Source organism: Peristeroidobacter soli (genome assembly GCF_004138485.1).
Classification (GTDB): domain Bacteria; phylum Pseudomonadota; class Gammaproteobacteria; order Steroidobacterales; family Steroidobacteraceae; genus Steroidobacter; species Steroidobacter soli.
In genome coordinates, this window is sequence record NZ_RYEV01000005.1 from 983,848 (window position 1) to 1,008,055 (window position 24,208).

Consider the following 24,208-nt stretch of genomic DNA (forward strand, 5'->3'; position numbering starts at 1 on the left):
GATCAGAGCAGCAACATATCACGATCACGCGTTGGTCGAACCTCGTGCCTGATTCCAGGCGCTGACGATCGAGCTCGCGCGTGCCGCCACTTCAGTCGCGGTCCGGCCCGGCGCATATATATCCGTGCCGAAGCCGATGCCGTCGATGCCGGCCTCGGCCCATTCGGCCAGATTGCGAGCACCGACGCCGCCGACGGCGAATACTTTAGTCCCCGGCAACACGGCCCGCAGCGCTCTCACGTGCTGCACGCCATAGGTGGAGGCGGGGAAGAGCTTCAGCGCGGTCGCACCGGCGTCGATGGCGGTGAAGGCCTCGGTCGCGGTTGCGAATCCGGGCACGGCCTGCAAGCCCAACTCCACGCTGCGGGAGATGACGGCCCGATCGATGTTCGGCGTCACGATCAACTTGCCGCCGGCCTCGGCGACGGCATCGACCTGCGCGGCTTTGAGCACGGTGCCGGCACCACACAGACATTGGTCGCCAAATCGCTCCGTCAGCCGGCGGATGCTCAGCAGCGGCTCGGGCGAGTTCAGCGGAACTTCGATGCCACGAATGCCGGCGTCGATCAGAGCCTGAGCGACCTCCAGGATTTCGTCGGGACGGATGCCACGCAGGATGGCGATCAGTGGCGGCAGATCAACAGGCGTCGACACGAGAGCTACTCCGAAATATCTGGATGGGCGAGGGCGTTGAGACCGGCGATGGTCAGCGCGGTGGCGTCCAGCGGCAGGGTTTCGATGCCGTGCGCGGCCAGGGCGATGCCATAAAATTCCGCCAGCTTGGGCGCGCCGATGATGGGCACGGCCTTGCCCGCTCTCAGGGTGCCATCGAACAACGGCAGCGCACCCAGCACATCCTGGCCGATGATGAGGCCGGAGAGATAGGTCGACGCTGCCGCGTGCGTCATGTTTTGAATCAACTGGCGGGCGCGCACTTCGAACAACAAATGACTCAAGGGAACGCCGCGCAGCTCGCGACTGCGTTGCAAGCCCGCTTCGAAGCCATGGCGTTCGGCGACTTCGTTGGTTTCGGCCGCCGATGCCTTGAGCAAAGTGCTGCGATCTCTCAACAGGGCGTACAACTCGCCGGACAGGCTGGTTTGAAACGAGACCAGTTTGCCGTTTTCCACCAGGGCCCACTTGGTATGGGTGCCGGGCAGCGCGACGATGCTTCGACCGTGACCGAGCGAGGGATGGGTCGCGATGGCGCCGAGAATCTGGGTTTCCTCGCCGCGCATCACATCCGGCGCGCCATGCGGGTTCGTGCAGGAAACGCCGGCAGCGATGGCGATCGAATGGCCGCGGGCCTCGAAGCGCAACAGCGCGCGTCGCAATTCGGCGGTGCCGGCGGGGCACGAGGCATACGGCACTTCGCGCCAGCCGTTACGTGAACCGACCATTCCCGCCAGCCAGACGGGCAGCGCCCCGTGCTGGCGTGCCCAGCCTTCGAGGGCGCTGAACAAGGTCGCTTCGGCGCTGAGGGTCAGCGAGCCGATGCCGGCGCCGTCGACTTTGTCGAGGACGGTGCCGCCCCGGCACAAATGCAGCCGCAAGTGGGTCGTCCCCCAGTCGCCGGCGATATGGGTGGGTGAATCGGTCATGCGCGGGATTCCATGTGGGCCTTTTATATGATTAATATTCTCCATGTAAAGCCCGACCTGAAAACGACGGATTGGCAGGGGGCCGATCGCATCGGGCGTTATGACGAGTACGGCCGGCGCTACCTGGTCGACCTCACCTTGAAGTTCTCGCGGCCCGATCGGCAAAGTGCCGTGCCTTTCCGGTCAAGCGGCGGGCCGGCCGGGGGAGGATTGTCAGCCCTGACTTGAGGTTGGGGAGATCTCGGTGAAGCGGACGCCGGCGCGCATGAAAATGACGATCTCGACCGAGCTGGGCGTCTATGATAGAGAGTCTTACATGGCTCATGTTACCGCTCCGGCCGCCCCGAGTTCGGAGGCCCAGTCGCCTTTCGAGGCCCGTACCTCGCGCATCACGGCGATGGAGGACCTCCTGGCTACCCTCAAGGCACAGCAGTCGCCGGAGGGGGTACGCACTGGCGATGGCTGGCGTCATCCGCTCCCCGACGGCTCCGGCTTCCGGCACGACTACGACGCCGACGTGGCGCGCGGCGGCTGGGACTTCTATCTGGTCGGCGAGGGTCTGTCGGTCGCGCTGGTCGAGTTCGTCGCCTGTCGCAAGATCGCCAAGCTGCACAGCCTGGGCGATCACCTGGTTATCTCCGCGGTCATCGAAGGCAGCAGCCCGATCACCGCGCCTTGCGGCGTCCATGGCGAGCTCAGCAACGGTTACTGCACGATCTACGGCATGCAGACCGGCGAGGAGTTCGAGACCGTCTACGAATCCGGCCGCCCGCTGAAGTGGGTGAGCATCTTCATCGACCGTCACGCCTTCTTCAACGCGACCCGAATGCAGGGTCAGGACCTGCCGCCGGCGCTGCGCGATTTCATCGAGAGCGGCATGCGCTTGCCGCATCGGAACATTCCGCTGTCGAACGCCGCGTCGTTGACGGTTCAGCAGATGCTGGAGCGTCCGTTCAAAGGCGGTCTGCAGCGTGCGTATCTGCATGGCAAGGCCCTCGAGCTGATCTGTCACGTGCTGTTCACGATGGCGCACGACTCGCTCGAAGAGTTGAGCGACGTTGCTTTCTCGGCGGCGGACTACGCCAAGCTCGAGAAGGCCATGGCGTACATTCGTCGCAGCCTCGATGAGCCATTCAGCATCGCCGAGCTTGCGACCGCCGTCGGGATGACTCGGCAACGCTTGCAGCTGGGATTCCGCGTCGTGTACGGCGACACCGTTGGTCGCATTCGCGACAAGGTGCGTATGGAGCGCGCCTTGAATCTGGTGCGCAGCTCGACGCTGTCGATGATCGATATCGGTCTGGAGGCGGGCTACGAACATCCCGCCAGCTTCACGCGCGCCTTCAAGGCCGCCTTCGGTGTGTCACCGGCTCGCATGCGTCGGTTGAGCGAGCAGTCGGCGTTGACGACCCGAGTCGCCGAGACACCTCAGATCTGACCCTTCCTCGCGGCGGTGTTCCAGCCGCAACGCCTCACGCGCCGATGTCAGCACGATCGGGACATCCGTGTGGTGTACTGCATCCTTGAGCATTGCTTCGAGGGTGTCATGTACGATTGCAGGCAGTTCTTCATCAATGGCGAGTGGCTGACTCCGGCTGGACGCAAAGAATCGCTGGTGATCAATCCGGCGACCGAACAGCCCGTCGGGCGCATCCTGCTGGGCACGGCCGAAGACGTCGACGTGGCGGTGAAGGCCGCACGTGCCGCATTCGTGACGTATTCGCAGACCACGCGGGAAGAGCGCATCGCGCTGCTCGAACGCATCGTCAAAGTGTACGAAGCGAACATCGATCGACTCGCGCAGGCTGTCTCCGATGAAATGGGCGCGCCGATGACGCTTGCCGTGCAGGCACAGGCGGGCAGCGGCTTCCGTCACCTGTCCACCGCGCTGACCATTCTGAAAGACTTCGAATTCGAAGAACGCCTGGGCACGACGCTGATCGCGCGTGAACCCATCGGCGTGTGCGGTCTGATCACGCCGTGGAACTGGCCGCTGAATCAGATCAGCTGCAAAGTCGCACCGGCGCTCGCGGTTGGCTGCACGGTTGTATTGAAGCCCAGCGAAGCTGCGCCTGTGACTGCGCATATCTTCGCTGAGATCCTCGCTGAAGCCGGCGTGCCGAAGGGCGTGTTCAATCTGGTCGACGGTGATGGTCCGGGGGTAGGTTCGGCGCTCTCCAGTCATCCCGACATCGACATGGTGTCGTTCACGGGTTCCACGCGTGCCGGCGTGCTCGTCGCGAAGGCGGCGGCGGATACCGTCAAGCGTGTGTCTCAGGAGCTGGGCGGCAAGTCCGCCAATATCATTCTGGAAGATGCCGATGTCGCCGCCTCGGTGGCGCATGGCGTGAATTGGATGATGACGAACAGCGGTCAGTCCTGTAACGCGCCGTCGCGCATGCTCGTGCCTGCGAGTCGTTACGATGAGGCCGTCGAAGTCGCACGCAAGACCGCGGAGCAATTGGTCGTCGGCGATCCGAAGGCGGCCGGCGTGACCACCGGTCCGCTCGCGAACAAATTGCAGTTCGAACGGGTGCAGGCGTTGATCGCGAAGGGCATCGAGGAGGGCGCGAAGCCGGTGATCGGTGGCGTCGGTCGCCCCGAAGGCATCGACCAAGGTTATTTCGTGAAGCCGACCATCTTCGCCGGCGTCAACAACGAAATGACCATCGCGCGTGAAGAGATCTTTGGTCCCGTGATGGTGCTCATTCCGTACCAAGACGAGGCCGACGCGATTCGAATTGCGAACGACACGGTCTACGGTCTCTCCGGCCACGTGCACTCGAAGAATCTCGACAATGCGCGTCGCGTGGCATCGAAGATGCGCACCGGCATGATTCACGTGAACGGCGCGGCTCGCGATATGTTCGCGCCATTCGGTGGCTACAAGCAGTCGGGCAATGGTCGCGAGTGGGGCCGCGAGGGCTTCAAGGAGTTCCTCGAGACCAAGGCCATGATGGGGTACTTCACTTAAAGGAATTCCCGTGAACGTCACGATTCTGGGATGCGGCTTGATTGGTGCCAGCTGGGCGGCGCTGTTTGCTGCCGTCGGCCGACATCGAGTGCGCGCGTGGGACCCATCGGCCACAGCTCGAGCTGCATTCCCGGAGAAGGTGGCGCGTGCCGAGAGCCAGCTCATCGAGCTCGGTGCGGAAGCTGGCGAACCGGTCGCGGTATTCGAGCGCATCGAAGAGGCGCTGTGGGGCACCGACTGGGTGCAGGAGAATGCGCCCGAGAAAACCGAGCTGAAGGCGCAGCTGTTCAGTCACGTCGAAGCGGCGGTGACGCGCGAATGCATCATCGCGAGCAGCACGTCGTCGTTCACCTGGTCGCAGCTCGCGAGCGGCCTGAAACATACCGATCGCTTCGTCATCGCGCATCCGTTCAATCCGCCGCACCTGGTGCCGCTGGTGGAGCTGTACTCACCGAACGCGGCGACGCTGGATGCCGCCGTGAAGTTCTTCAGTGGCGTCGGACGCGTGCCGGTGTGCATGAAGAAGGAAGCGACCGGTCACATTGGCAATCGCCTGGCGTCGGCGCTGTGGCGCGAGGCCGTGCACATCGTCGCCGACGGCATTGCATCGGTCGAGGATGTGGATCGTGTGTTGATTCATGGGCCGGGGCTGCGATGGTCGGTGATCGGCACGCATCTGGGTTATCACCTGGGCGGCGGTGACGGTGGTATCGAACACTATCTGCGGCATCTGGGACCGAGCCAGGAGCGGCGCTGGTCGACCCTGGGCAATCCAAAACTCACGAATGAGGTCTGCGAGGCGCTCACCGCCGGCGTGCAAGCCGAAGTGCGCGGCCGCGACATCGCACAGCTCGAGGAACAGCGCGATCGCCAGCTGATGGAGATCCTGCGGCTGCGACGCGAGCATCCGACAATTGACGAGTAGAGACCATGCAAGAGCCACAAGCACGCAAAGACATCGACACGCTGTTGAAGACCTACTTCGACGGTCTGTACCACGGCGACCCGGCGCGTCTGCGCGAAGTGTTTCATCCGCAGGCGCAGCTGTTCGGCGAAGTGCGCGGCGCGCCGTATCAGAACACGTTGGATGGCTGGTTGAACGCGGTCGCGAACCGTCCGTCGCCGCACGCCAAGGGTGAGTCGTTCCAGATGGAGACGCTGGACGTTCAGCTGCACAATCAAATCGCCTACGTGCGCGCCCGTTGCCCGATGCTCGGGTTCAATTACTTCGACTATCTCGCCCTCATGCACAACGGCGAGCGCTGGTTGATCACGAACAAGCTGTTCACGCACGTCGACGCCTGAGCCCATGAAGCCTGGTGAATCCTGTCGCGGGCCGCGCATTGCGCTCATCCATGCGTTGGCGGAGTCGCTGCCGCCGATTCACCAGGCGTTCGCTCAGCATTGGCCGGAGGCGATCACGTTCGATGTGTTCGATTCCTCGCTCGCGCGCGATCTGGCTCATGCCGGCAAGCTCGATCAGTCGATGATCGATCGTTTCCTGACGCTGGGTCGCTATGCGGCGGCGTCGGAGGGTGAGGGCGGTCGCACGGCCGCCATCCTCTTCACGTGCTCGGCATTCGGTCCAGCCATCGATGCGGTGAAGGCTGCGTTGCCGATGCCGGTGCTGCGGCCCAATGAGGCGACGTTCAATCGCGCCCTCGACATGGGGCGCAATATCGGATTGATGGTGACGTTTCCTCCGTCGCTGCCCGCGCTGGAAGCGGAGTTGCGACAGATGGCCGCCGAGCGTGGTGTGGAAGTTTCGATCGCGAGTCGTGTGATCGATGGTGCATTGGCCGCGTTGAAGAGCGGCGATGGCGAGACTCACGATCAGCTGGCCGCGGCCGTTGCCGCCGACATGCCGTCGACGGATTGTTTGATTCTTGGCCAGTTCTCGCTGGCACAGGCAGCGCCAGCGGTGCAGGCTGCGGTGTCGTCGCCTGTGCTCACGACACCGCGTACCGCAGTTGAACAGCTGCGCTCTATGTTGACGGCAGGTGCGCCATGAGGCGCGCAATCTCACGACTGTCCGAGTCCTGACGCGCCAGCAGCTGCTGAATGATCAGCATGCGATCGGAGAGCGGGTGGGATTGATTCAGCTTGGTCACGCCTTCGATGCGCTCGACCCTGATACGGAACGAACGTATGCGAGGCAACAGCTGCGCCACTTTGCCCGGCGGCGCCTGTTCGAGCGTCCACGGGTGCTCGTTGTCACGTTCCAGCACCTCGGCGACGCGACGTAGCACTTTGATCTGACCCTCATCGTCATCGATGATCTCGAGCCGCCCACGGATTTGCGCGGACACATAGTCCCAGGTCGGCACGGTCAGCAGCGTCTTGTACCAGCTCGCGGAAATATACGTGTGCGGGCCGGGAAACACCGCCAGCACCTGCTGCCCGGTCTGCAGCGTCTGCGCTTGCGGATTGATGCGAGTCATGTGACCGATCAGCGTCGTGACCGTGTCGTCGGTCTCGAAGAAGATCGGCGTCGGTGTCGCGTAGGTTTCTTCTCCCGTGGCCGTAATCAGATGGGCGAAGGGATATTTTCTGACGATGGCGACGGGATCGGCCGCTGCAAAGTGGCTCGGCGCGTACATCGTTCGGGCGGCTGCTGGATTGCTCATGTAGAGCAGTCTAGCCACGGCTCTGGGGCAGCTGGTTGCTTACGGTGCTAGGGGTAGTGATCCGGCTGCACCACGGGGGAAGGGCCGGTGGTCTTCCTGACCGCCGGCCATCCCGGATCTCAGGCTCCCACGGAAAACTTGGGCCAGCGTGCCGCCCACGGCTCTGCCTGCTCCAGTTCGAAGGCCAGCTGCAGCAGCAACTCGTCCTGGCCGCGACCGGCGGCAAACATCGAGCCGACGGGCAGGCCGTTATCGCTCATATACAGCGGCACCGACATGGCCGGCGTGCCGGTCAGATTCTGCAGGGGCGTGTACGAAACGTAATCAAACATGCGTGCATACATGGGCTCGAAGGCCTGCGTCGGCGCGAGTGCGCCCAGCGGCAGCGGCGAATGTTTCAGGACCGGCGTCAGCAGCACGTCGTAGCGCGAATAGAAATCTTCCAGCGCGCGGCCGGCCGTGGCCGCTTCGGAGAAGATCTGATCGACGTCGGTCAGCGTCAGGCTTTCGCTGCTGGCACCGAGGTTCATGGTCCACGGCTCCAGCACATCTTCGAGCCGGCCTTCGCGAAGCGCAGCCCGCGACGAGCTCACCAGATCCTGCGCGAGATACGCCCAGATCAGCTTGAACGCGCGATCCACCGCCGGGCCGTCGAAGGGGCGCTTGATCTCTTCAACCGTGTGGCCGAGGCGCTGGCACAGCTCGGCGGAGCGCCGAATGACCGCCGCGACGTCGGGCGAGGGTTGCTCGTCGTTGAAATTCTCGAGCGCAAAGCCGATGCGCAGGCGGCGTGACTTGGGATTGAATGTGAGCGGTTGCTTTTGATCTGGCGTCGTGACTGCGAATGCCCAGGCGGCATCGCGGATCGAGCGAGACAGCAGCGTGTCGCCAACGAGGAAATCCTCGATGATGTGCGGACCGCGCGCTCTAACATTGGCGCCACGGCTCGGCTTCAGGCCGAAGACGCCACAGCACGAGGCGGGAATACGAATCGAGCCGCCACCGTCGGCGGCATGAGCAAGTGCCACCATGCCGGCGGCGACGACCGCGCCCGCGCCGCCACTCGAACCACCGCTGGAGTACGCGACATTCCAAGGATTGCGAGACGCGCCGTAGAGCACCGGCTCGGTCGTCGGCAGCAAGCCGAACTCCGGCGCATTGGTCTTGCCGAGCGGGATGAGACCGGCGCGATCGAGTCGATTCGAATATTCGCTGCCGGCGCTCATCGGCGGTGCATTCTTTTTCAGACGTGAGCCGCTGCGGCTGGGCATGCCCGCGTAGTCCATGCCGTCTTTCAACAGGTACGGCACGCTGCTGAGTGCCGAATCGCCGTTCGAGGTCGCTGCTTTCTGCCGCGCCTGTTCGAATGCGCGATGTGTCACCGCGTTGAGCGCTGGATCGAGCGCTTCGATGCGCGCGATGGCCGCTTCCACGAGTTCCCTGGCGCTGAGCTCACCGGAACGGACCAGTTCCGCCTGTCCGTGAGCATCCAAACGGCCAATGGCCAATGCGTCCGTCGAATTCATCATGAACCTACTTGCTTCCACCGATCTCGTATGTGACCCGCAGGCCGAACAGGCGCGGCGGGGTGTAGACCATGCGCCCGCGGAAGCCCACTTCGACCCAGCCGATGGATTCGTAGTACTTCTCGTCGAGCGCGTTGGTGACATAGGCACTCACCGACCAGTGCCGGTTGGCCTTGAGCGTCGCGCTCAGGTCCACCGTCTGGAAGTTGTCGATGAAGTAACCCTCATTGGTCAGCAGGCCTTGCCAGTACAGCTCGTCCTGCCAGGTATAGTCGAGGCGATACGTGGCCTGCAGATCGTTCGTGAACGGCGTCGTGTAGGTGGCGGCGGCCTTCACCGTCCAGGGGCGCACGTTGGGAATATCGAAGTCGCGATAGCGCACGCCGTTGATGTCGGCCTGATCGATGACGGCTTCGGTGTAGCCCACGCCGAAGTCGAGGCGCAGGCCGTCGCTCACGAGTGCCGATGTCTCGAGCTCGAATCCCTGCGTGTGCGCGCTGCCGGCATTCATGTCATAGCCGAGCGTGAAGCCCGAGGTGTTGCCTTCGGTGCCGTTTGGAATCGTGAGCGGCACCTGCAGATCGTCGTAGTCCATGTAGAACACGGCGGCCGAGACGGTCAGCCGATCGTCGAGCAGGCGGCCCTTGTAGCCGATCTCGTAATTGACCAGATATTCCGGATCGACGTCGGCGGGCTTGCCGAGCGCGACCGTGCGCGAGTCGTTGCCATAGCCGGCGCGATAGCCGGTCGAATACTGCACGTACGTCGTCTGATCGGGCGCGAAGTCATAGTTCAACGCCACGCGTGGCGAGAACTCCTTGATCTCGCCGTCCGTGGTCGCGGGCATCACCGGATCGACCAGCGGTGGATTGACGATATCGAACACGTTGGTCGAGGCGTACTTCGTGTCCTCGATGCTGTAACGGCCGCCGGCCGACAGCCGCAGCGTGTCGCTGATGTTCCATGACAGGTTGGCGAAGAAGCCGAGGCTCTGCATCTGGTCGTAGCCGAGCCCGATATAAGCGGGCACGTAGCCGCCGTCGACGCCGCCGTAGCTCGGCGTGCCGCCGGTGTGCGCCCACGCGCCGATACGATCTTCCGCGCGCGTCTTGAATGTTTCGTCGAGATAACTGATGCCGGCGACCCAGTTGATGGGGCCGGCATAGTTCGAGGTGAATCGCAGCTCGGCGCTGTCGGTCTGGGTCTCGTTGCGGCGATCGGTCATCCACCAGGCGTATTCGGTCTGGTCGTAGTCCTCGCGGTAACGCACCTCGTAGTCGAAGTGGCCGTAGATGAGCTGGATCTGATGCTCACCGAGATCGTAGGTCGCCTTGAACGAGGCCAGCGTGTCCTCGACGCGGGTGAACTCGCCGATGTCTTTCTTGACGTTGGCGCCGTTGTTGCCCACGTCCTTGAAGAAGTCGACCTGGTTCAGATACGTGCCGCCCCAGCTTGCCAGCGCGGCGGTGTTGGCCGCCTGAATGGCCGGATCGGTGAAGTCGCCGGTGGTCCAGTTGTCGAAGTTACGATTGCGTTGCTCGGTGCCGAAGCTGGCATCGAGCGTCAAACGATCGGTCGCCAGCAGACGGAACGCGACGCGACCGCCGCTGTAGTCGTAGCCCGAAGAGCCGCCGGCGGGGCCGATGTTCTTGATGGCGCCGTCGCTGTGCTCCGTATAGGCCGACACACGCATGGCTAGGGTGTCGCTCAGCGGCGTGTTCAACACGGCCTTGCCGAGCGTCGTGCCGAAGCGAGCGAAATCGCCGGTCAGCTTGAGTTGATACTCGTTCGGATTGGGTTGCGCGGTGACCAGGTTGATCGAGCCGCCGAGCGCGTTGCGTCCGCTCAACGTGCCCTGCGGGCCGCGCAACACTTCGATGCGCTCGAAGTCGACCAGATGCGAAGCGAGAATGGTGTTGGAGCTGATCGCGCCGAAACTCACATCGTCGACCGCGACGGAAACGACTTCATATTTGCCGGAGATGCGGCTGATGCCGCGAAAGCTCACGGTCTGGCCCCAGAACGGTCCGGAGTTCACGAACGTCGCATTCGGAATGGAGTAGACGTAGTCCTCCACGCCTTGCACGCGCATCGCTTCGAGCTGTTCGCTGCCGAGCGCGGTGATGCTGATGGGCACCGATTGAATCGATTCCTGGCGTTTCTGGGCGGTGACGACTACCGCTTCGAGGACCACGCTATCGGTGTCTTCAGCGGCGCTGGCCGGTGTGTTGATCGCCAATGCCAGCATTGGCGTGGCGAGCCATCCGGCGCTCATGAGTTGAGACTGACGCATTTGTTCTCCCCTGGCGGGCTTATGTGCCAGCAGACTGCCCGCGACTGTTGTCAGGACGAGGGGAGGGTAACAGGGGCGGCGGCAGCGTCCTCGCGGCCAGGACCGCGAAGTTTGCAAAAGGGGTTGGCGACTTCAGCTGCGCCGGGTCCACCACTCGCGCACGGCGCTATTCCGGTGCGGCGCCAGTCGAGTCGGGTGCCGGTCAAAAACGGCCTGCGGGAAGGCCGGCTGTGTTACTTGTTTCAGGTGAGCGTCGAAGAAGCTCAGCACGAACGCGTTGGTCGCTGCGACCAGTTGTTGGCCGTCGCCATGACCGTAGAGGCGCTCGGCCAGAGGGCCTCGCGCCGATAGCGGCAGATCGGTGAGTCCGAGATGGCGCGCGCCGATGAGTCGGGCTCGCGTGACGCCGTTGTTTTCTCCGGCGGTGCTCCACGTCTCATAGGCGTATCCGCACAGGAGGTTGAAAGCAGGGTCCGCCGAGTTCGGACCGAACGGTGGATACCGCACCCAGTCCGCATGCAGTACGCCGAGCGGCATGCGGACATTCGCGTTGTATAAATTCCAGTCGAACTCTTCGCCGTCCAGGTTCACGGCAGCCTTGCAGCGCGCGTCGTGATGACACGCGGACGCCGAGCTGGTGCCGCCGAAGGACATGCCGGCAAACCCGAGGCGCCGATCGTCGGCGACTTCTTGCAGCTCATGCGCAGCCGCCGGCAGACGATTCGCTGTCAATTGATCCACGAAGAAACGCAGATCGTCGCGCCATGCGTTGAAACTTTGCATGACCCGATGATGGTCGAAGTCGATCTGATACTGGCGAAGCGCGGCATAGCGCGCATCGTGATTCGCGCCGGTCCAGTACTTGATCATGCCTGCGGTAGGCACCTGAGCCGACTTCTTCCCCGGCGACACTGGAATCTTCGTGCCATCGGCGAAGGTCATGGTGCCGCCGTCGTAGGGATGGCCGACGCTGAATACCAGATAACCGTGACTCGCCAGCTTTTCCATCAGCGCCGTGTTCTGCCCGGGCCAGCACCAGTAGCCGTGACTGAATACCACCACCGGCAAGGAGGCGGAAACATCGGCCGGCGCATCCGTGTAGCTGTGCGTGCGTACCCGGCTGAAATGGCGGTAGACGAATTGCGGCAGGCCAAAGTCGCTGAACACATCGATGGCGTGATCGTCGACTTCCCGTCCGGTCAGATACGGTCGAGTGCTCAGGCCTTCGACATTGGAGGCCGGATACCAGGCGCGCACCAGGATTCTCCTGGGCGTGCCCGGAGCATCTTCCATGACGCCGGTGCGTGACGGATCGATGAGCTCGAACTGCCGGGTGCCGACGACATGGGGGCCGTCTGGCGTCGGCAGGGAGAAAATCGGCAGGGAATAAAACAGTGCGGCACTCGCAACGAGGCAACCGATCGCTACGCCGACGAGCGCTCTACGGGCCCAACGCATCGGCCAGCGCGACGCATGAGCAGGCATGGCGGCGACGGCCATGCCAATGAGCGCCGCGAGCAGTGCGGGCGTCGCCTGCCAGCTATTGCAGACAATCGACGTTACTCCGGCGATCGTGCCGATCGCCGCCAGCATGAATGCCTGACGCGGGGGACGCAGCAGGGCGGCGAGGCAACTCGCCATCAGGATCGCATCTGTAATGAGCAAGCGGGCTACTCGGTCTTTTTGGCTGCGCGCACCACTTGTCCCGGGTGCATGCCGGTCGTACGGCGGTCCTGATACACGAGCCTGCCGTTGACCCAGACGCTCTCGATGCCGACAGACAGCGCCGTCGGGTTTTGCAGGGTCGCGCGATCGTTGATGGTGGCGGGATCGAACAGCACCAGGTCGGCGCTCATGCCTTCGGCGATCGTGCCGCGATCGGTGATGCCCAGATGTTTCGCGGCGAGCCCCGTCATCTTGTAGACGCCTTGCTCCAGCGTCATCGCTTTCTTATCGCGCACATAGTGACCGAGCACCCGCGGGAAGGTGCCATGCCCGCGCGGATGGCCGATGGACAGGCCATCCGAACAAATGTTCGCGTGCTCCCAGGTCATCAGGTGAGTCACGTCGTCCTCCCGCATGCTCTCGCCGATCACGGACTCGACCCGCTCCTCCTCGGGGTGCGCCTTCTCGTAGTCGATGGCCAGTTTCATCAGCGTCAGATACAAGTCCACCGGGTTGGCGTTGCGTTCCTTGGCCAGCTGCGCGAGCGACTTGCCCACGATGCTCGGATCGGGTTGGTAGCGCGCGAAGTGCAGCCCCTCCGGTGGCGTCGATTCCTTGAGCATGAGCTCCAGGCCCTTACGATCGTCGTACACCTTGTTTGGAAACATCACGCGCATCGTGGATTGCCAATACGTGTAAGGATAGATGTCGGCCGTGATGTCCACGCCGGAGGCGCGTGCGTCGTTCAGCAGCTTCAGCACTTTGTCCGAGGTGCCCCAGAGCTTCTTTACACCGATCTTGATGTGCGAGACCTGCACGGGAGCGCCGGTCGCACGGCCGATGTCGATGACTTCCTGCAACGAAGGCATGAGATCGAAGCCCTCGTTGCGAATGTGACTGATGTAACGACCGCCGAGTCGCGCCGAGACCCTGGCCAATGCGACGACTTCCGCCGGCGTGGAGAAGTTGCCGGTTTCGTAGATCAATCCCGTCGACAGACCGAAGGCGCCGGCCGCCATGTCGTCTTCGAGCAGCTGGCTCATGCGGGCGATTTCATCATCGGTCGCGGGGCGACGCGCGCTGCCCATGCCTTGCTCGCGCAGCGTGTTGTGACCGGAATAGGAGCCGACGTTGACGGCGATCGGGTCCTTCTCGAGCCTGGCGTAGAACTCCTTCAGCGGCCATTGCGAGGTGCCGTCCTGGCCGACGATGATGGTCGTGACTCCCTGACTGGTGACCGCCACCATGTCCGGCGACTTGGGGATGTCGTAGTCGTGATGACTGTGCGTGTCGATGAAGCCGGGCGCGAGCGTCTTGCCTTCGCCGTCGATCACGATCTCGCTGTTGCCGGGGATCACATCGCCGACCGCGACGATGCGGCCATCGGCGATGCGAACCGAACCTTTTCGAGCCGGCGCGCCGGTGCCATCGACGATGGTGACGTCGGCAATGACGACGCTGTCCAGATTCGGCGTCTCGGCCGCAAAGGCCAGGAGCGGGGCAGCGGCGAGCAAGAGTGCGAACAGCCGTTTCATGAGGGACCTCTCCAAGCCAGAAGCGTGCTCGATTATGCGACAGATCGCGCTCAGGTGGCGCGCTGCTCGCGCAGCACCAGCCAGGCGCCGCGGGTCAGCAACGGCAGCAGGAACACGATCAGGAAGAACGCGGAGCTGTAGCGGTAGCCGCGCCCGATGAGATCGATCAAGCCGATGGTGGTCGCGAAGTACGCGGCAATCACCATGGCGCCGACCGCGATGGCCGGACGCAACCAGGGCGGCATCGACTCGCCCTTATCCACGTAAGTGCGCGCGACCCGCTCGTTCAGGCCGTGCAACAAACCGGCGCCGGTCTTGAACAAGGCGCCGAGAATGACCAGCTGCACGACGGTGCTCATCCAGGCGATGTCCAACTGCTCCAGCACCACGGACACGGGCAGCGGAGCGCTCACGATCTGCGGATAAAAGGCCGATAGCGCCAGCAGAAATGCAAAGCCCGGCAACAGCACGAGCGGCCCCGCGAGCGCCCCGGCAATCAACGCTTCGGAGCGAGAGGTGAAGTGGCGTGCGACGAAAATCAAAATGGGCAGCACGGAAATGTTGTAACCGGTATAGCTCACGCCGTTGACGATGGCGGTCCCCCAGCGAATGGGCTCGGCATCGATGGACGCCGTCATGGTATCGCCGAACTTCGACCAGACGAACAGGAACATGGTCAGGTAGGTCGCGTAAAACAGCACTGACCACGCCGAGATCAGGCGCTCGATCACCCGGTTGCCGAAGAACACCAGCGCCGCGACCACGATCAGGAACACCGTGGCGTTCATGAGCTCGGGCGAGCCGAACATTTCAGCGAGCAGCTTGGCGGCCGCAGCCGAGATCACGGCCAGCACCAGCAGCAGCGAGCAGAAGTAGCCGAGCTCGAAAATCGTCGAGCCGAAGCGGCCGAGATAGACGGCGCAGAAGCTCTTGTAGTCGAAGGTGCGATGGCGGCGCGCCAGCTCGAACGCGATCATCGAACCGGCGCTGAACAGTGCCGCCGTGATGATCATGCCGAGCAGACCGGTGGCGGGTCCCTTGCTGACGAAGAATTCCACCAGCTCGCGGCCGGTGGCGTAACCGCCGCCGACGATGACCGCCTGGATGACCAGGCCCGGGACGATGTAGCGCTCGAGAAAGTGACGTAACGACAAAGTCTGCAGCTCCCCACTGTGTAGCGTTCAAGCGTGCGCGTGCCGTTGCTGGATTCGCTTGGCGGCCAGGATGGGTCACTTCGCACATCGGCGCCACCCGCCTGCCAATCTGCTAAGCGCCCGCGCCGTGGGGAGAAGTTTCGTGGCTCGCGGCAGGTTACTGTAGCGCATCTGTATCGAGAGCCCACTAGGAGGGGCATCGCATGTTGAGTCCATATTTGCTGTTCTTGGGGGATGTCGTCGAGCTGGCCGCAGCGAAAACGGCCGCCGGCATCCTGCAGTGGCGGCCGGAATTCTGCGTTGGCCAGATTCGCGTGGCCGGCGGCACTGTGGATCTGGGGCTGCCGGAGATGACTCCGCAAGTCGCCGCGGAGAAGGGCGCGAAGACCATGATCATCGGCATCGCGAATGCCGGCGGCTTCATTCCGGACAGCTGGATTCCGACCATCGTCGCCGCACTCGAGGCGGGGCTCGATATCGCCGCCGGCATGCACACGCGGCTGGCGGATATGCCGGTCATTCGCGATACCGCGAAGCGTCTCGGCCGCACGCTGCATGACGTGCGTCAGCCCACTCAAACGTTTCCGCCCGGCAATGGCCGCAAACGTCCCGGGCTTCGTCTGCTCACGGTCGGCACCGACTGCGCCGTCGGCAAGAAGTACACCGCGCTCGCCATCGAGAAGTCGATGCGTGCCCGCGGCATGAAGGCGGACTTCCGCGCCACCGGTCAGACCGGCATCTTCATTTCAGGCCGCGGCGTGGCGGTCGATTCGGTGGTCGCCGATTTCATTTCCGGCGCGGCCGAGTGGCTGTCACCGGCGAATGACCCGGATCATTGGGATGTGATCGAGGGGCAGGGCACGTTGTTTCATCCGGCGTACGCCGGTGTCACGCTCGGCTTGATCCACGGCAGCCAGCCGGATGCGCTGGTCGTGTGTCACGAGCCGGTGCGTCGTCAGCTCGTCGGCTTCGATCACTACCCGGTCGCGGATCTCGAGGAGTGCATCGCCGCCACGGTGCGCGCTGCTCGCTTGACCAACCCCAAGGCTCGCGCCGTCGGCGTAGCGATCAATACATCGCGCATGACCGAAGCGCAGATCCAGGAATCGATCGCCCAGATCGAGAGCCAGACGGGCCTGCCTTGTCGCGATCCGATCCGTCATGGCATGGACCGCATCGTCGATCACATTCAGACGATCTGGCCAGCCTGACGCCACTGGCTGAGTCTCCGCTCCCCGGCGGTTGAACGGGTTTCATTGTCAACGCGAGGCGTTGGGTGAAACCCTGATTCGAAATATAAGGTCGGTGAAACCAGTTGACAGTCGCTTGCCGCGAATGCAATTTTGCGCCTGACTGAATAACAAACAACCGAGTCGAGTCAGGGAAGAGTCGCATGAGCTCGAAATGGATGACTGCTCTCCTGAGGACGAGCTGCGCGCTGTCGATGATCGCCTCAGCAACGGCGAGCGCTGGGGAAAAAACCGGCCGCATCACTTCCGTGCACCTGGCGCAACAGCACGTCGACAAGGTCTTCCTCAAAATCGATGGCGCCTATTCGCAGGAGCCCACCTGTAGTGCGAGCGTCTCCAGCTGGGATTTTGTGCTGGATATCAGCCAGTCCACCGGCAAGGCGATCTATGCGCAGCTGCTGGCGGCCCAGTACACGCAAACTCTGCTTCAGGTCGTCGGCACCGGCACCTGTCTGCTGCATACCAATTACGAAACATTGCAATACATCGTCGTCGAGAGCTGATGTAACGATTCGTTAGTTCGCAAATCAAGCAAGGACAGGCTCATGAGACTCATCAAGTTTGCAACCCTGCTGCTCGCGTGCAGCGTTCCCTCCCTCAGCTTCGGCGCCGGCCAGTGGTCGGGCTGTCAAACCGTGACGGGTGTGACCAACTATCTCGGTTTCAACACCACCAATCCTTCCATCAGTGTCGCGTTGTCACCCGGTATTCCAGGGTGCGTGAGCGATGCGCCCGGTGGCGTGTCCTTTGCCTTACAGCAGCTGGCGCCCGGGTCCACGGTCGATGCGCTGAAGACATTTCTTGCGCAGCTGCTGACCGCACAGGCCAGCGGGACTCGCGTGATGGTCTTCTACGACCCGGCAACCAGTTGCTCGGCGCAGATCGTTTCCGTGGGGGGATATTCGGGGCAGTGTTTTTAATACTAGTTCGGGCGGCAGTCGAAGAGGACGAGCGACAGCCACCGTCAGCGCAATCGTCTCTGTTCCATTCTGCTTCTTATGAAAATCGTGATCTTAGGTCCGACATCGCAGGATGTGGGGGCGGAATACAGACCATTGCCGGTTTTGCGGGAGAAGCGATGAAAGCAAAATCAGTCTCGAGGCCAAAGCTCAGCTCCGGAAGATCATCGAGGATGTGAGGCACGCACTGACCCATCAGTCGATTCACTGATGCCACAGTGGTAGAAGAATGGTTGGTCGGCGCTGATTCCATACAAGCGTTGGCTCCGGAGGGCTATGACGACGCTGTTGCAGAGGCTCGCGTAAGGGCATTGCACGAGCGACTATTGCATCCCCCCGCGCTATACCAGGACAGCACCGGGTTGGCTCACTGTCGCATCGCTTCGACGAGCGATGATGCTGCCCTGGCTTGGATCGTGCTCTCTCATTTTGGAGATCTGGCGACGGTTCAAGACTGTGTCGATTCAGATCTGCTTTCCAGAATTCTGGGCTCGCTCGAAGCCTTGGAATTCAAGTTCATCGAGTATGACTATCTGGTGAGCCACACCTACGATGGCAAGTGTCCGGCGCTTGCTGGAGGGACTTGGGCAAGTCGATACTTTGCGCTGGAGGTCGACTGGAGCGCCAAGGTCTCCGTCGAATGACGGATGGGCGTCGATTCACTCAATCAACCTCATCTCCCGCGCCCGTGCAATCGCCCCCGTCCTGGTACTCACATCCAACTTCGCAAACACATTCTTCAAATGCCACTTCGCCGTGGACAGGGCAATCTGCGACCGCGCGCTGATCTCGTGATTGCTCAGGCCTAACGCGAGCAGCCGAAGCATATCGATCTCCCGCTCGGTCAAGGGCTCCAAGGGCAGCGCGGGCTTGCGAGGTGAGGGGGGTACGACGGGGTCGGCTTGGGAGAAAACATTCTCGAACTTGCCGAAGTAGTGGGTCGGAAGCGGGGTGTGGAGGCGGCCGCTGGCGAGGGCGGCGGAGATGACTTGGATCATCGAGGGGGCTTCGTCGAAGACGCCGCGAGTGAAGCCATGGCCGCGGGTCAAGGCGAAGCCGCGGTTCAGGCAATCGAAGGCGGATTCGATGTCGCCGGAGTGCCAGTAGCAGCAGGCCAGGGCAGCCTCGAGCGGCGCCTCGCGATATACGAATCCGACTTCGTGAGCACTATCGCGCAACACGAGCAGAATGGCACGAGCCTCATCATATTGGCGTTGCTTGATGAGCAGGGCTGCGTAGCCGGAGCCGAAGCGTTCCCACGCTTCATCGTAAGTGCGCGAGCGACGCCACTCGCCGGATCGTGCCCGCCGTTGCAGTCCGAACTCCAGAGCCACGGCTCGGGCACGCTGCAAGTTGTCTTGAGATAACAAGAGACGAATCTTCTCCGCGCACACCTGAGCAAGAAAGCGGGCGTGGGAGCCGCTCTCCAGCATGCTGTGCAAGTAGTCGAGCAGTTGAAACGCCTCGTGGTGCCGGCCGTTGATCGCCTTGACCCGCGACAGCGTCACATACGCCGTGGAGACATTCTCGACCGTGGATTGGACGCACAGCAGGGGCAGCACCTCCGTGCAAAGCGCCTCCGCCTCATCGAGGCGATTTTCTTCGTAGCGCATGTAGGCGAGGGCATTCGCCGCATTCACCCACGCGGGCGTGCGATGGCCGCCGCGGACCATTGCAAACATGCGTTCGCATCGATCAGCGGCAGCCTTCATGTCGCCCTGAGCGCGATCGGCCAGCAGCGCGACCGCCTCTGCGTAGCCGAGGCTGTACAAACTGATCGAGTCGAACGTGTCACGCGCCCGCATGGCGAGGCGCCACGCCTTGTCGAACTGATTCAGGCGAAGCATGGTGTAAGCCTGCAACGTCAGTAGCGTGCCGATTAAAAAGCTGTCGGCACCGCGGTCACGCAACGCCTCGGGAGAAGAAATGCCAATTTGTCCGCTGCTATCGGCCAGGACAGTGAGCATGGCGTGCAACAGCCGAAGGTGGGCCGACCCGAGTGCGCGCTGGGTGCTGACGTTCCCCTCAACCTCTCGCAGCGTTGCTGCCGCCTCATTGAAACGTCGAGAGAGAATCAGGCTCGCGATATAGACTCGGCAGATGCCCGCGTGACCGAGAATCACGTTGTGAGGCAGCTTGCTGGCCCAATGAATCACCGCGATGGTCTCACCGGCGCGCAGCCAGTTGGTCGTGCATCGTTCCAGCAGCTCCAGGCGCCATTCGTCGTTGGTCGCGGCGAATGCATGCTGAAGCGCTTCGTCGTAGAGTTGATGTTCCGCGTACCAGCGGCTCGCGCGCTCATTCAATTGCGACAGCCGGAGCGTGTCGTGCCGCAAGTGGCTGCGCAGAAAATCCAGAAACAGCGTGTGATATCTGTACCAGTGACCGTGGCTGTCGAGCGGTTGAATGAACAGTTGCGAGCGCTCCAGCTGTTCGAGCAACGACTGGCTGTGAGCCTTGCCGAGCAAGGCATTGCAAAGCTCGGCGGTCATGCGGTCCACGACGCTGCTGGCGATCAGGAACTCGCGCAGGTGCGGTGCCTGCTCTTGCAGTACCGAGCTGCCAAGATAACGCGCGACTTCGTAGTGAGAGCCATTGAAGTCGCCGATGCCATCGCGTGATTCGGCGGCGGCCAGCAAAGCGAGTTTGACGCCCGCCACCCAGCCCTCGGTGCTGCGCCAGATGCCATTCACCTCGTCGCTCGTCAGCGTTCGATGGCAAAGCTGCTCGCCCAACTGCACGATGGCCGCCGGATCGAAGTTCAGATCGACGGCAGCGAGGGTCATGAGCTGATCGTTCAATCGCAGCTGACTCATGTGCAGAGCCGGCAGGCCGCGACCGGACAGGATCCATCGAATGCTGGCCGGCGATTGCAACAGCAGCCCATCCACCGCGCGCACCAGCACCGGCGTGCTCAGCAATTGCAAATCATCCAGCACGATACAGACGGGCCGGCTCAGCCGGGCGAGGCCTGCGATGAACACCGCGATGGCGGCGTCGAGCGATTCGTCCTCGCGGCGCTGATGTGGAAGATAGGCATCGAACGCCGGGCAAACCGATCTGACCGCGGCGATCAAATAAGAGAAGAACCGCACCGGCTCGTTGTCCTGCTCATCCAGCGAGAGCCACGCCACCGCGTGCGTCGCATGCGAGCGCTCGTGCCACTGAGCGAGCAGGGTGGTCTTGCCCGATCCGATGGGCGCGGCGAGCAACGTCAATTTCTGTCTGGCAGCAGCATCCAGGCGTGCGAGCAAGGCGCCTCGCTCGATACAAGTCGTCGCGGATTGCGGGGGCTGCAACTTGCCGTGAATGAGGTAGTGCGGAGCGATATCGCTGACGGCGTGTGACGCTGAACGAAGCGTCATGCGCTCGGCTCGATCCTTGCCGCTGCTGGTGAGCTGGTGTGCCACGCGCTCCCCCGAACCATCCGTTTCTAGATATTGGCCGGAAAACATCGGCGCCGCCCCTCCGATCGAAGGGGGCGCTCCGATTATGCAGCTGCCTAGCATCCGCGTCATCCGCTGAACCACAGCGGTCGATCACATCACGACGCCATCGAAGGGGGAGTCACCAGCCATGTGCAGCAAAGCCATGTGCTCCCATCACGCCTCGAGCGTGTGGGCGCGCGCGTATGCACCAGTAGTTCTGTTCTGCGCAACACTTTTTGTCAGCTTCGGGGCGCTCGCGCAGGCGCCCGGTTTCGTGGGCTTCGAGTCGGGGCCGGTGCGACCCATCGCCATGTCGCCCGATCGCACTCGACTGTTCGTCACGAACACGCCCGACAACACGCTCGAAGTCTTCGATATCACCTTGACCGGGCTGGCCTTGCGGGCCCGGGTGCCGGTGGGCCTGGAACCGGTCGCGGTCGCGGCCCGCAACGACTCCGAAGTCTGGGTCGTCAATCATCTTTCCGACAGCGTCAGTGTGGTCACGTTGAGTGGAACTCCCAGAGTTACACGGACGCTGCTCGTCGGCGACGAGCCTCGCGACATCGTGTTCGCAGGCTCGCCTGTGAGGGCATTCATCACGACCGCGCATCGCGGACAACAGCGGACCGATGCATCCATCAGCAGCGTGCCGGGCGCCGGTGATCCTCAGCTGATCACGCCGAGCGTCGGTCGCAATGACGTGTGGGTGTTCGATCCGTCCACGTTGGGCAACACCGTCGGCGGGACACCGGTGCGAATCCTGAACTTCTTCAGCGATACGCCGCGCGCGCTGGCGGTGAGCCCGGATAAAAACACGGTGTACGTGGCCGCGTTCAAGTCGGGCAATCAAACGACGACCGTGCTGGAGCCCATGGTGTGCGACGGCTTCAAGCCCAATGTGCCCTGTATCGTCGACAACCTCTCCATCATGCCGGGCGGCAACCCGGGTCCGGGCACGAACTTCGAAGGCAAGCGCGCGCCGGAGACGGGGCTGATCGTGAAATTCAATAACACGACCAATCGCTGGGAAGACGAGCTCGGCCGTAACTGGAACAACGCCGTGCGATTCCGCTTGCCGGATCTCGACGTGTTCGCCGTGGACGCGCGCACGCTCGCGCAGACAGCGAGCTTCGCACATGTCGGCACGACGCTGTTCAACATGGTCACCAATCCGGCGACCGGCAAGCTGTATGTTTCCAACACCGAGGCATTCAACCTGACGCGATTCGAAGGCCCCGGCCAGTTCGGCGGCTCGACCGTGCAGGGTCATCTGGCCGAGACTCGCATCACGGTGATCTCAGCCTCGACGGTCACGCCGCGGCACCTGAACAAACATCTGGATTACACCAGGCTTGCCAACGAGTCGGGGTTCGATCCGACCGCGCGCAATCACAGCTTGTCGACGCCGCTCGACATGGCGGTGACCAGCAATGGCCAGACGCTCTACGTCGCCGCCTTTGGCTCCAGTCGTATCGGTGTTTTCAGTACTGCCGCGCTCGAGGCGGATACATTCAATCCGCGCACGGCCAGCGCCAATTACATCAGTGTGAGCGGCGGTGGTCCGAGCGGCCTGGTGTTGGATGAAACTCGTGGCCGGTTGTATGTAACGACGCGCTTCGACAACTCGGTGAAAGTCATCGATACCGCGACTCGCGCGCAGGTCGCGGCTGTGACATTGCCGAATCCCGAGCCAGCCGCGATCGTGCAAGGCCGGCCGATGCTTTACGACGCGACCACGCTATCGGCGAACGGCGAGGCGTCGTGCGCGAGCTGTCACATCTTCGGCGACATGGACGATCTGGCGTGGGATCTGGGCAATCCCGACGACGTCGTCACCCACAATCCGTTGTCGAAGAACCTGACCAGCGCTCTGGAGCTCGCCATCGGCAAAACGCTGTTCGGGGTCCGCACGCCCATCAACGGCAGCGACGACGTCGAAGAATTCCATCCGATGAAGGGACCGATGACGACGCAGACGCTGCGGGGACTGCGGAACTCCGGCGCCATGCACTGGCGCGGCGACCGGGCCACGGGGCATTTCGGCAGCGATCCGCTCGATGCCAATCTGTCCTTCAACAATTTCATCGTGGCGTTCGAAGGCTTGATGGGACGCGACGGCATGCCCAGCGACGCGGACATGCAGCGCTTCACCAACTTCCAGCTCAAAGTACTGCCGCCGCCGAATCCGGTGCGTGCGCTCGATAACTCGCTCAACGCCGCGCAGACACGCGGCAAGAGCTTCTACACCGGCTCGCGTCCGTCCGACGGAATCGAGATTCCCATTCTCGGCGGCATCATTCCGGGCGACACCGCGTTCAACTGCGAAGGCTGTCATCGTCTCGACCCGGCGCAAGGCTACTTCGGCACCGGTGGCTCGGCGAGCTTCGAAGGCATCACGCAGATCGTCAAGATTCCCCACCTGCGGAACATGTATGCAAAGGTCGGCATGTTCGGCGCGCCGAAAGTGAACTTCTTCGGTGCCGCCGACACGGGCGCGATGGGCGATCAGATCCGGGGCTTCGGCTTCGTCAACGACGGCTCGGTCGACACGTTGTTCCGGTTCTTCACGGCGGTGGTGTTCAATCCGCAGTTGAATGCCGGCTTCCCCATCCTCAATCCGGACGCGACCCGTCGCGACGTGGTGCAGTTCATGCTCGCGTTCGACAGCGACCTTGCGCCCGTCGTGGGCCAGCAGGTGACCTTGACGAACGGCAACGCCAGCGCGGTGAACCCGCGAATCAATCTGTTGATTGCGCGGGCCAAGACCGGTTTCGTCTCGAAGGAGCTGGGGGGCGCGACCAAGGAGTGCGACCTGGTGGCCAGGGTGGCGGTGGGTGGCAGCTTGACCGGCTATCTGCTGGATACGGCGGCGGGTGACTTCGTGGCCGCCGACGGCACTCGTCGGACCGACGCCTCATTGCGGGCGCTGGCCGCGACGACCGGGCAGGAGGTGACATATACCTGTGTGCCGCCGGGCTCGGGCCGGCGCATCGGCCTGGGGCTGTAGCCGCCGAAGTGACTTAATCCTGCCAGCCCGTGCGCCCCCGGACCGGCGCACGGGCTTTTCTTTTGGCCCCTGTGAGGGTGAAGGTGGTCCCGGGGCGGGGAAGCCGATACCATCGCGGCTCGCCTCAGGACTATTCGACGAAATTCACAGGCTTGCGACTCCTCACTCTCACTCGAACGGCGTGCCTGC

The 24,208-nt window shown here is 62.9% G+C and carries 19 protein-coding genes; 10 read left to right on the forward strand and 9 right to left on the reverse strand.

The genetic code is table 11. From position 1 onward, the window contains the following. Positions 1 to 24: 24 nt before the first annotated feature. Together EKO19_RS25590 and EKO19_RS25595 are read right to left on the reverse strand one after the other, a co-directional pair. A complete protein-coding gene (locus tag EKO19_RS25590; RefSeq protein ID WP_217705576.1) occupies positions 25 to 654 on the reverse strand; it encodes a 2-dehydro-3-deoxy-6-phosphogalactonate aldolase in 630 nt (209 codons plus the stop codon). A gap of 5 nt (positions 655 to 659) precedes the next feature. After that, positions 660 to 1,601: a 2-dehydro-3-deoxygalactonokinase gene (locus tag EKO19_RS25595; protein ID WP_129779867.1), complete on the reverse strand. Its 942-nt coding sequence runs from the start codon at positions 1,599 to 1,601 to the stop codon at positions 660 to 662. 316 nt (positions 1,602 to 1,917) lie between these two features. Here EKO19_RS25595 and EKO19_RS25600 point away from each other — a divergent pair, with 316 nt between their 5' ends. The 5 genes from EKO19_RS25600 to EKO19_RS25620 all read left to right on the forward strand — a co-directional run bounded on the left by EKO19_RS25600 (position 1,918) and on the right by EKO19_RS25620 (position 6,586). After that, positions 1,918 to 3,039, forward strand: coding sequence for a helix-turn-helix domain-containing protein (locus EKO19_RS25600; protein ID WP_157995437.1), 1,122 nt, complete (start codon positions 1,918 to 1,920; stop codon positions 3,037 to 3,039). A gap of 108 nt (positions 3,040 to 3,147) precedes the next feature. Continuing rightward, positions 3,148 to 4,575: an aldehyde dehydrogenase family protein gene (locus EKO19_RS25605; protein WP_129779871.1), complete on the forward strand. Its 1,428-nt coding sequence runs from the start codon at positions 3,148 to 3,150 to the stop codon at positions 4,573 to 4,575. Positions 4,576 to 4,585: 10 nt separating this feature from the next. Then, a complete protein-coding gene (locus EKO19_RS25610; protein WP_217705577.1) occupies positions 4,586 to 5,500 on the forward strand; it encodes a 3-hydroxyacyl-CoA dehydrogenase NAD-binding domain-containing protein in 915 nt (304 codons plus the stop codon). A gap of 5 nt (positions 5,501 to 5,505) precedes the next feature. Continuing rightward, entirely contained in the window at positions 5,506 to 5,880 is a 375-nt protein-coding gene (locus EKO19_RS25615) for a nuclear transport factor 2 family protein (protein WP_129779875.1), read from the forward strand. A 4-nt stretch (positions 5,881 to 5,884) separates the two neighbouring features. Then, complete coding sequence (locus EKO19_RS25620; RefSeq protein WP_129779877.1) at positions 5,885 to 6,586, forward strand: aspartate/glutamate racemase family protein; 702 nt, start codon at positions 5,885 to 5,887, stop codon at positions 6,584 to 6,586. On the opposite strand, the gene EKO19_RS25625 is transcribed toward EKO19_RS25620, so the two are convergent. The 6 genes from EKO19_RS25625 to EKO19_RS25650 all read right to left on the reverse strand — a co-directional run bounded on the left by EKO19_RS25625 (position 6,561) and on the right by EKO19_RS25650 (position 15,375). After that, positions 6,561 to 7,202, reverse strand: coding sequence for an FMN-binding negative transcriptional regulator (locus EKO19_RS25625; RefSeq protein ID WP_129779879.1), 642 nt, complete (start codon positions 7,200 to 7,202; stop codon positions 6,561 to 6,563). The genes EKO19_RS25620 and EKO19_RS25625 overlap by 26 nt on opposite strands. 119 nt (positions 7,203 to 7,321) lie before the next feature. Further along, positions 7,322 to 8,731, reverse strand: coding sequence for an amidase family protein (locus EKO19_RS25630; RefSeq protein ID WP_157995438.1), 1,410 nt, complete (start codon positions 8,729 to 8,731; stop codon positions 7,322 to 7,324). Between the two features lie 4 nt (positions 8,732 to 8,735). Next, entirely contained in the window at positions 8,736 to 11,021 is a 2,286-nt protein-coding gene (locus tag EKO19_RS25635; protein ID WP_129779883.1) for a TonB-dependent receptor, read from the reverse strand. A 132-nt stretch (positions 11,022 to 11,153) separates the two neighbouring features. Further along, positions 11,154 to 12,686, reverse strand: a complete 1,533-nt coding sequence (locus EKO19_RS25640; protein ID WP_129779885.1) for an alpha/beta hydrolase family protein — start codon at positions 12,684 to 12,686, stop codon at positions 11,154 to 11,156. A gap of 5 nt (positions 12,687 to 12,691) precedes the next feature. Beyond that, positions 12,692 to 14,221 carry an N-acyl-D-amino-acid deacylase family protein gene (locus EKO19_RS25645; RefSeq protein WP_129779887.1) on the reverse strand — a complete coding sequence of 510 codons (1,530 nt, stop codon included), beginning with the start codon at positions 14,219 to 14,221 and terminating at the stop codon, positions 12,692 to 12,694. A gap of 50 nt (positions 14,222 to 14,271) precedes the next feature. After that, on the reverse strand, positions 14,272 to 15,375 hold the full coding sequence (locus EKO19_RS25650; RefSeq protein ID WP_129779889.1) for a YkvI family membrane protein: 1,104 nt from the start codon (positions 15,373 to 15,375) through the stop codon (positions 14,272 to 14,274). 203 nt (positions 15,376 to 15,578) lie between these two features. On the opposite strand from EKO19_RS25650, the gene dgcN reads away from it, so the two are divergent. The 4 genes from dgcN (at position 15,579) to EKO19_RS25670 (ending at position 18,228) form a co-directional block, all read left to right on the forward strand. After that, positions 15,579 to 16,586, forward strand: coding sequence for an N-acetyltransferase DgcN (dgcN, locus tag EKO19_RS25655; protein WP_129779891.1), 1,008 nt, complete (start codon positions 15,579 to 15,581; stop codon positions 16,584 to 16,586). A 182-nt stretch (positions 16,587 to 16,768) separates the two neighbouring features. Beyond that, the gene (locus EKO19_RS25660; RefSeq protein ID WP_129779893.1) at positions 16,769 to 17,128 is read left to right on the forward strand and encodes a hypothetical protein; all 360 of its coding nucleotides are present in this window, start codon (positions 16,769 to 16,771) and stop codon (positions 17,126 to 17,128) included. Positions 17,129 to 17,170: 42 nt separating this feature from the next. Further along, positions 17,171 to 17,545, forward strand: coding sequence for a hypothetical protein (locus EKO19_RS25665; RefSeq protein WP_129779895.1), 375 nt, complete (start codon positions 17,171 to 17,173; stop codon positions 17,543 to 17,545). 257 nt (positions 17,546 to 17,802) lie between these two features. Continuing rightward, positions 17,803 to 18,228 carry a hypothetical protein gene (locus tag EKO19_RS25670; protein ID WP_129779897.1) on the forward strand — a complete coding sequence of 142 codons (426 nt, stop codon included), beginning with the start codon at positions 17,803 to 17,805 and terminating at the stop codon, positions 18,226 to 18,228. Positions 18,229 to 18,243: 15 nt separating this feature from the next. On the opposite strand, the gene EKO19_RS25675 is transcribed toward EKO19_RS25670, so the two are convergent. Then, the gene (locus EKO19_RS25675) at positions 18,244 to 20,994 is read right to left on the reverse strand and encodes a LuxR C-terminal-related transcriptional regulator (protein WP_217705578.1); all 2,751 of its coding nucleotides are present in this window, start codon (positions 20,992 to 20,994) and stop codon (positions 18,244 to 18,246) included. Between the two features lie 166 nt (positions 20,995 to 21,160). On the opposite strand from EKO19_RS25675, the gene EKO19_RS25680 reads away from it, so the two are divergent. After that, positions 21,161 to 24,019, forward strand: coding sequence for a hypothetical protein (locus EKO19_RS25680; RefSeq protein WP_217705579.1), 2,859 nt, complete (start codon positions 21,161 to 21,163; stop codon positions 24,017 to 24,019). The last annotated feature ends 189 nt before the right edge of the window (positions 24,020 to 24,208 follow it).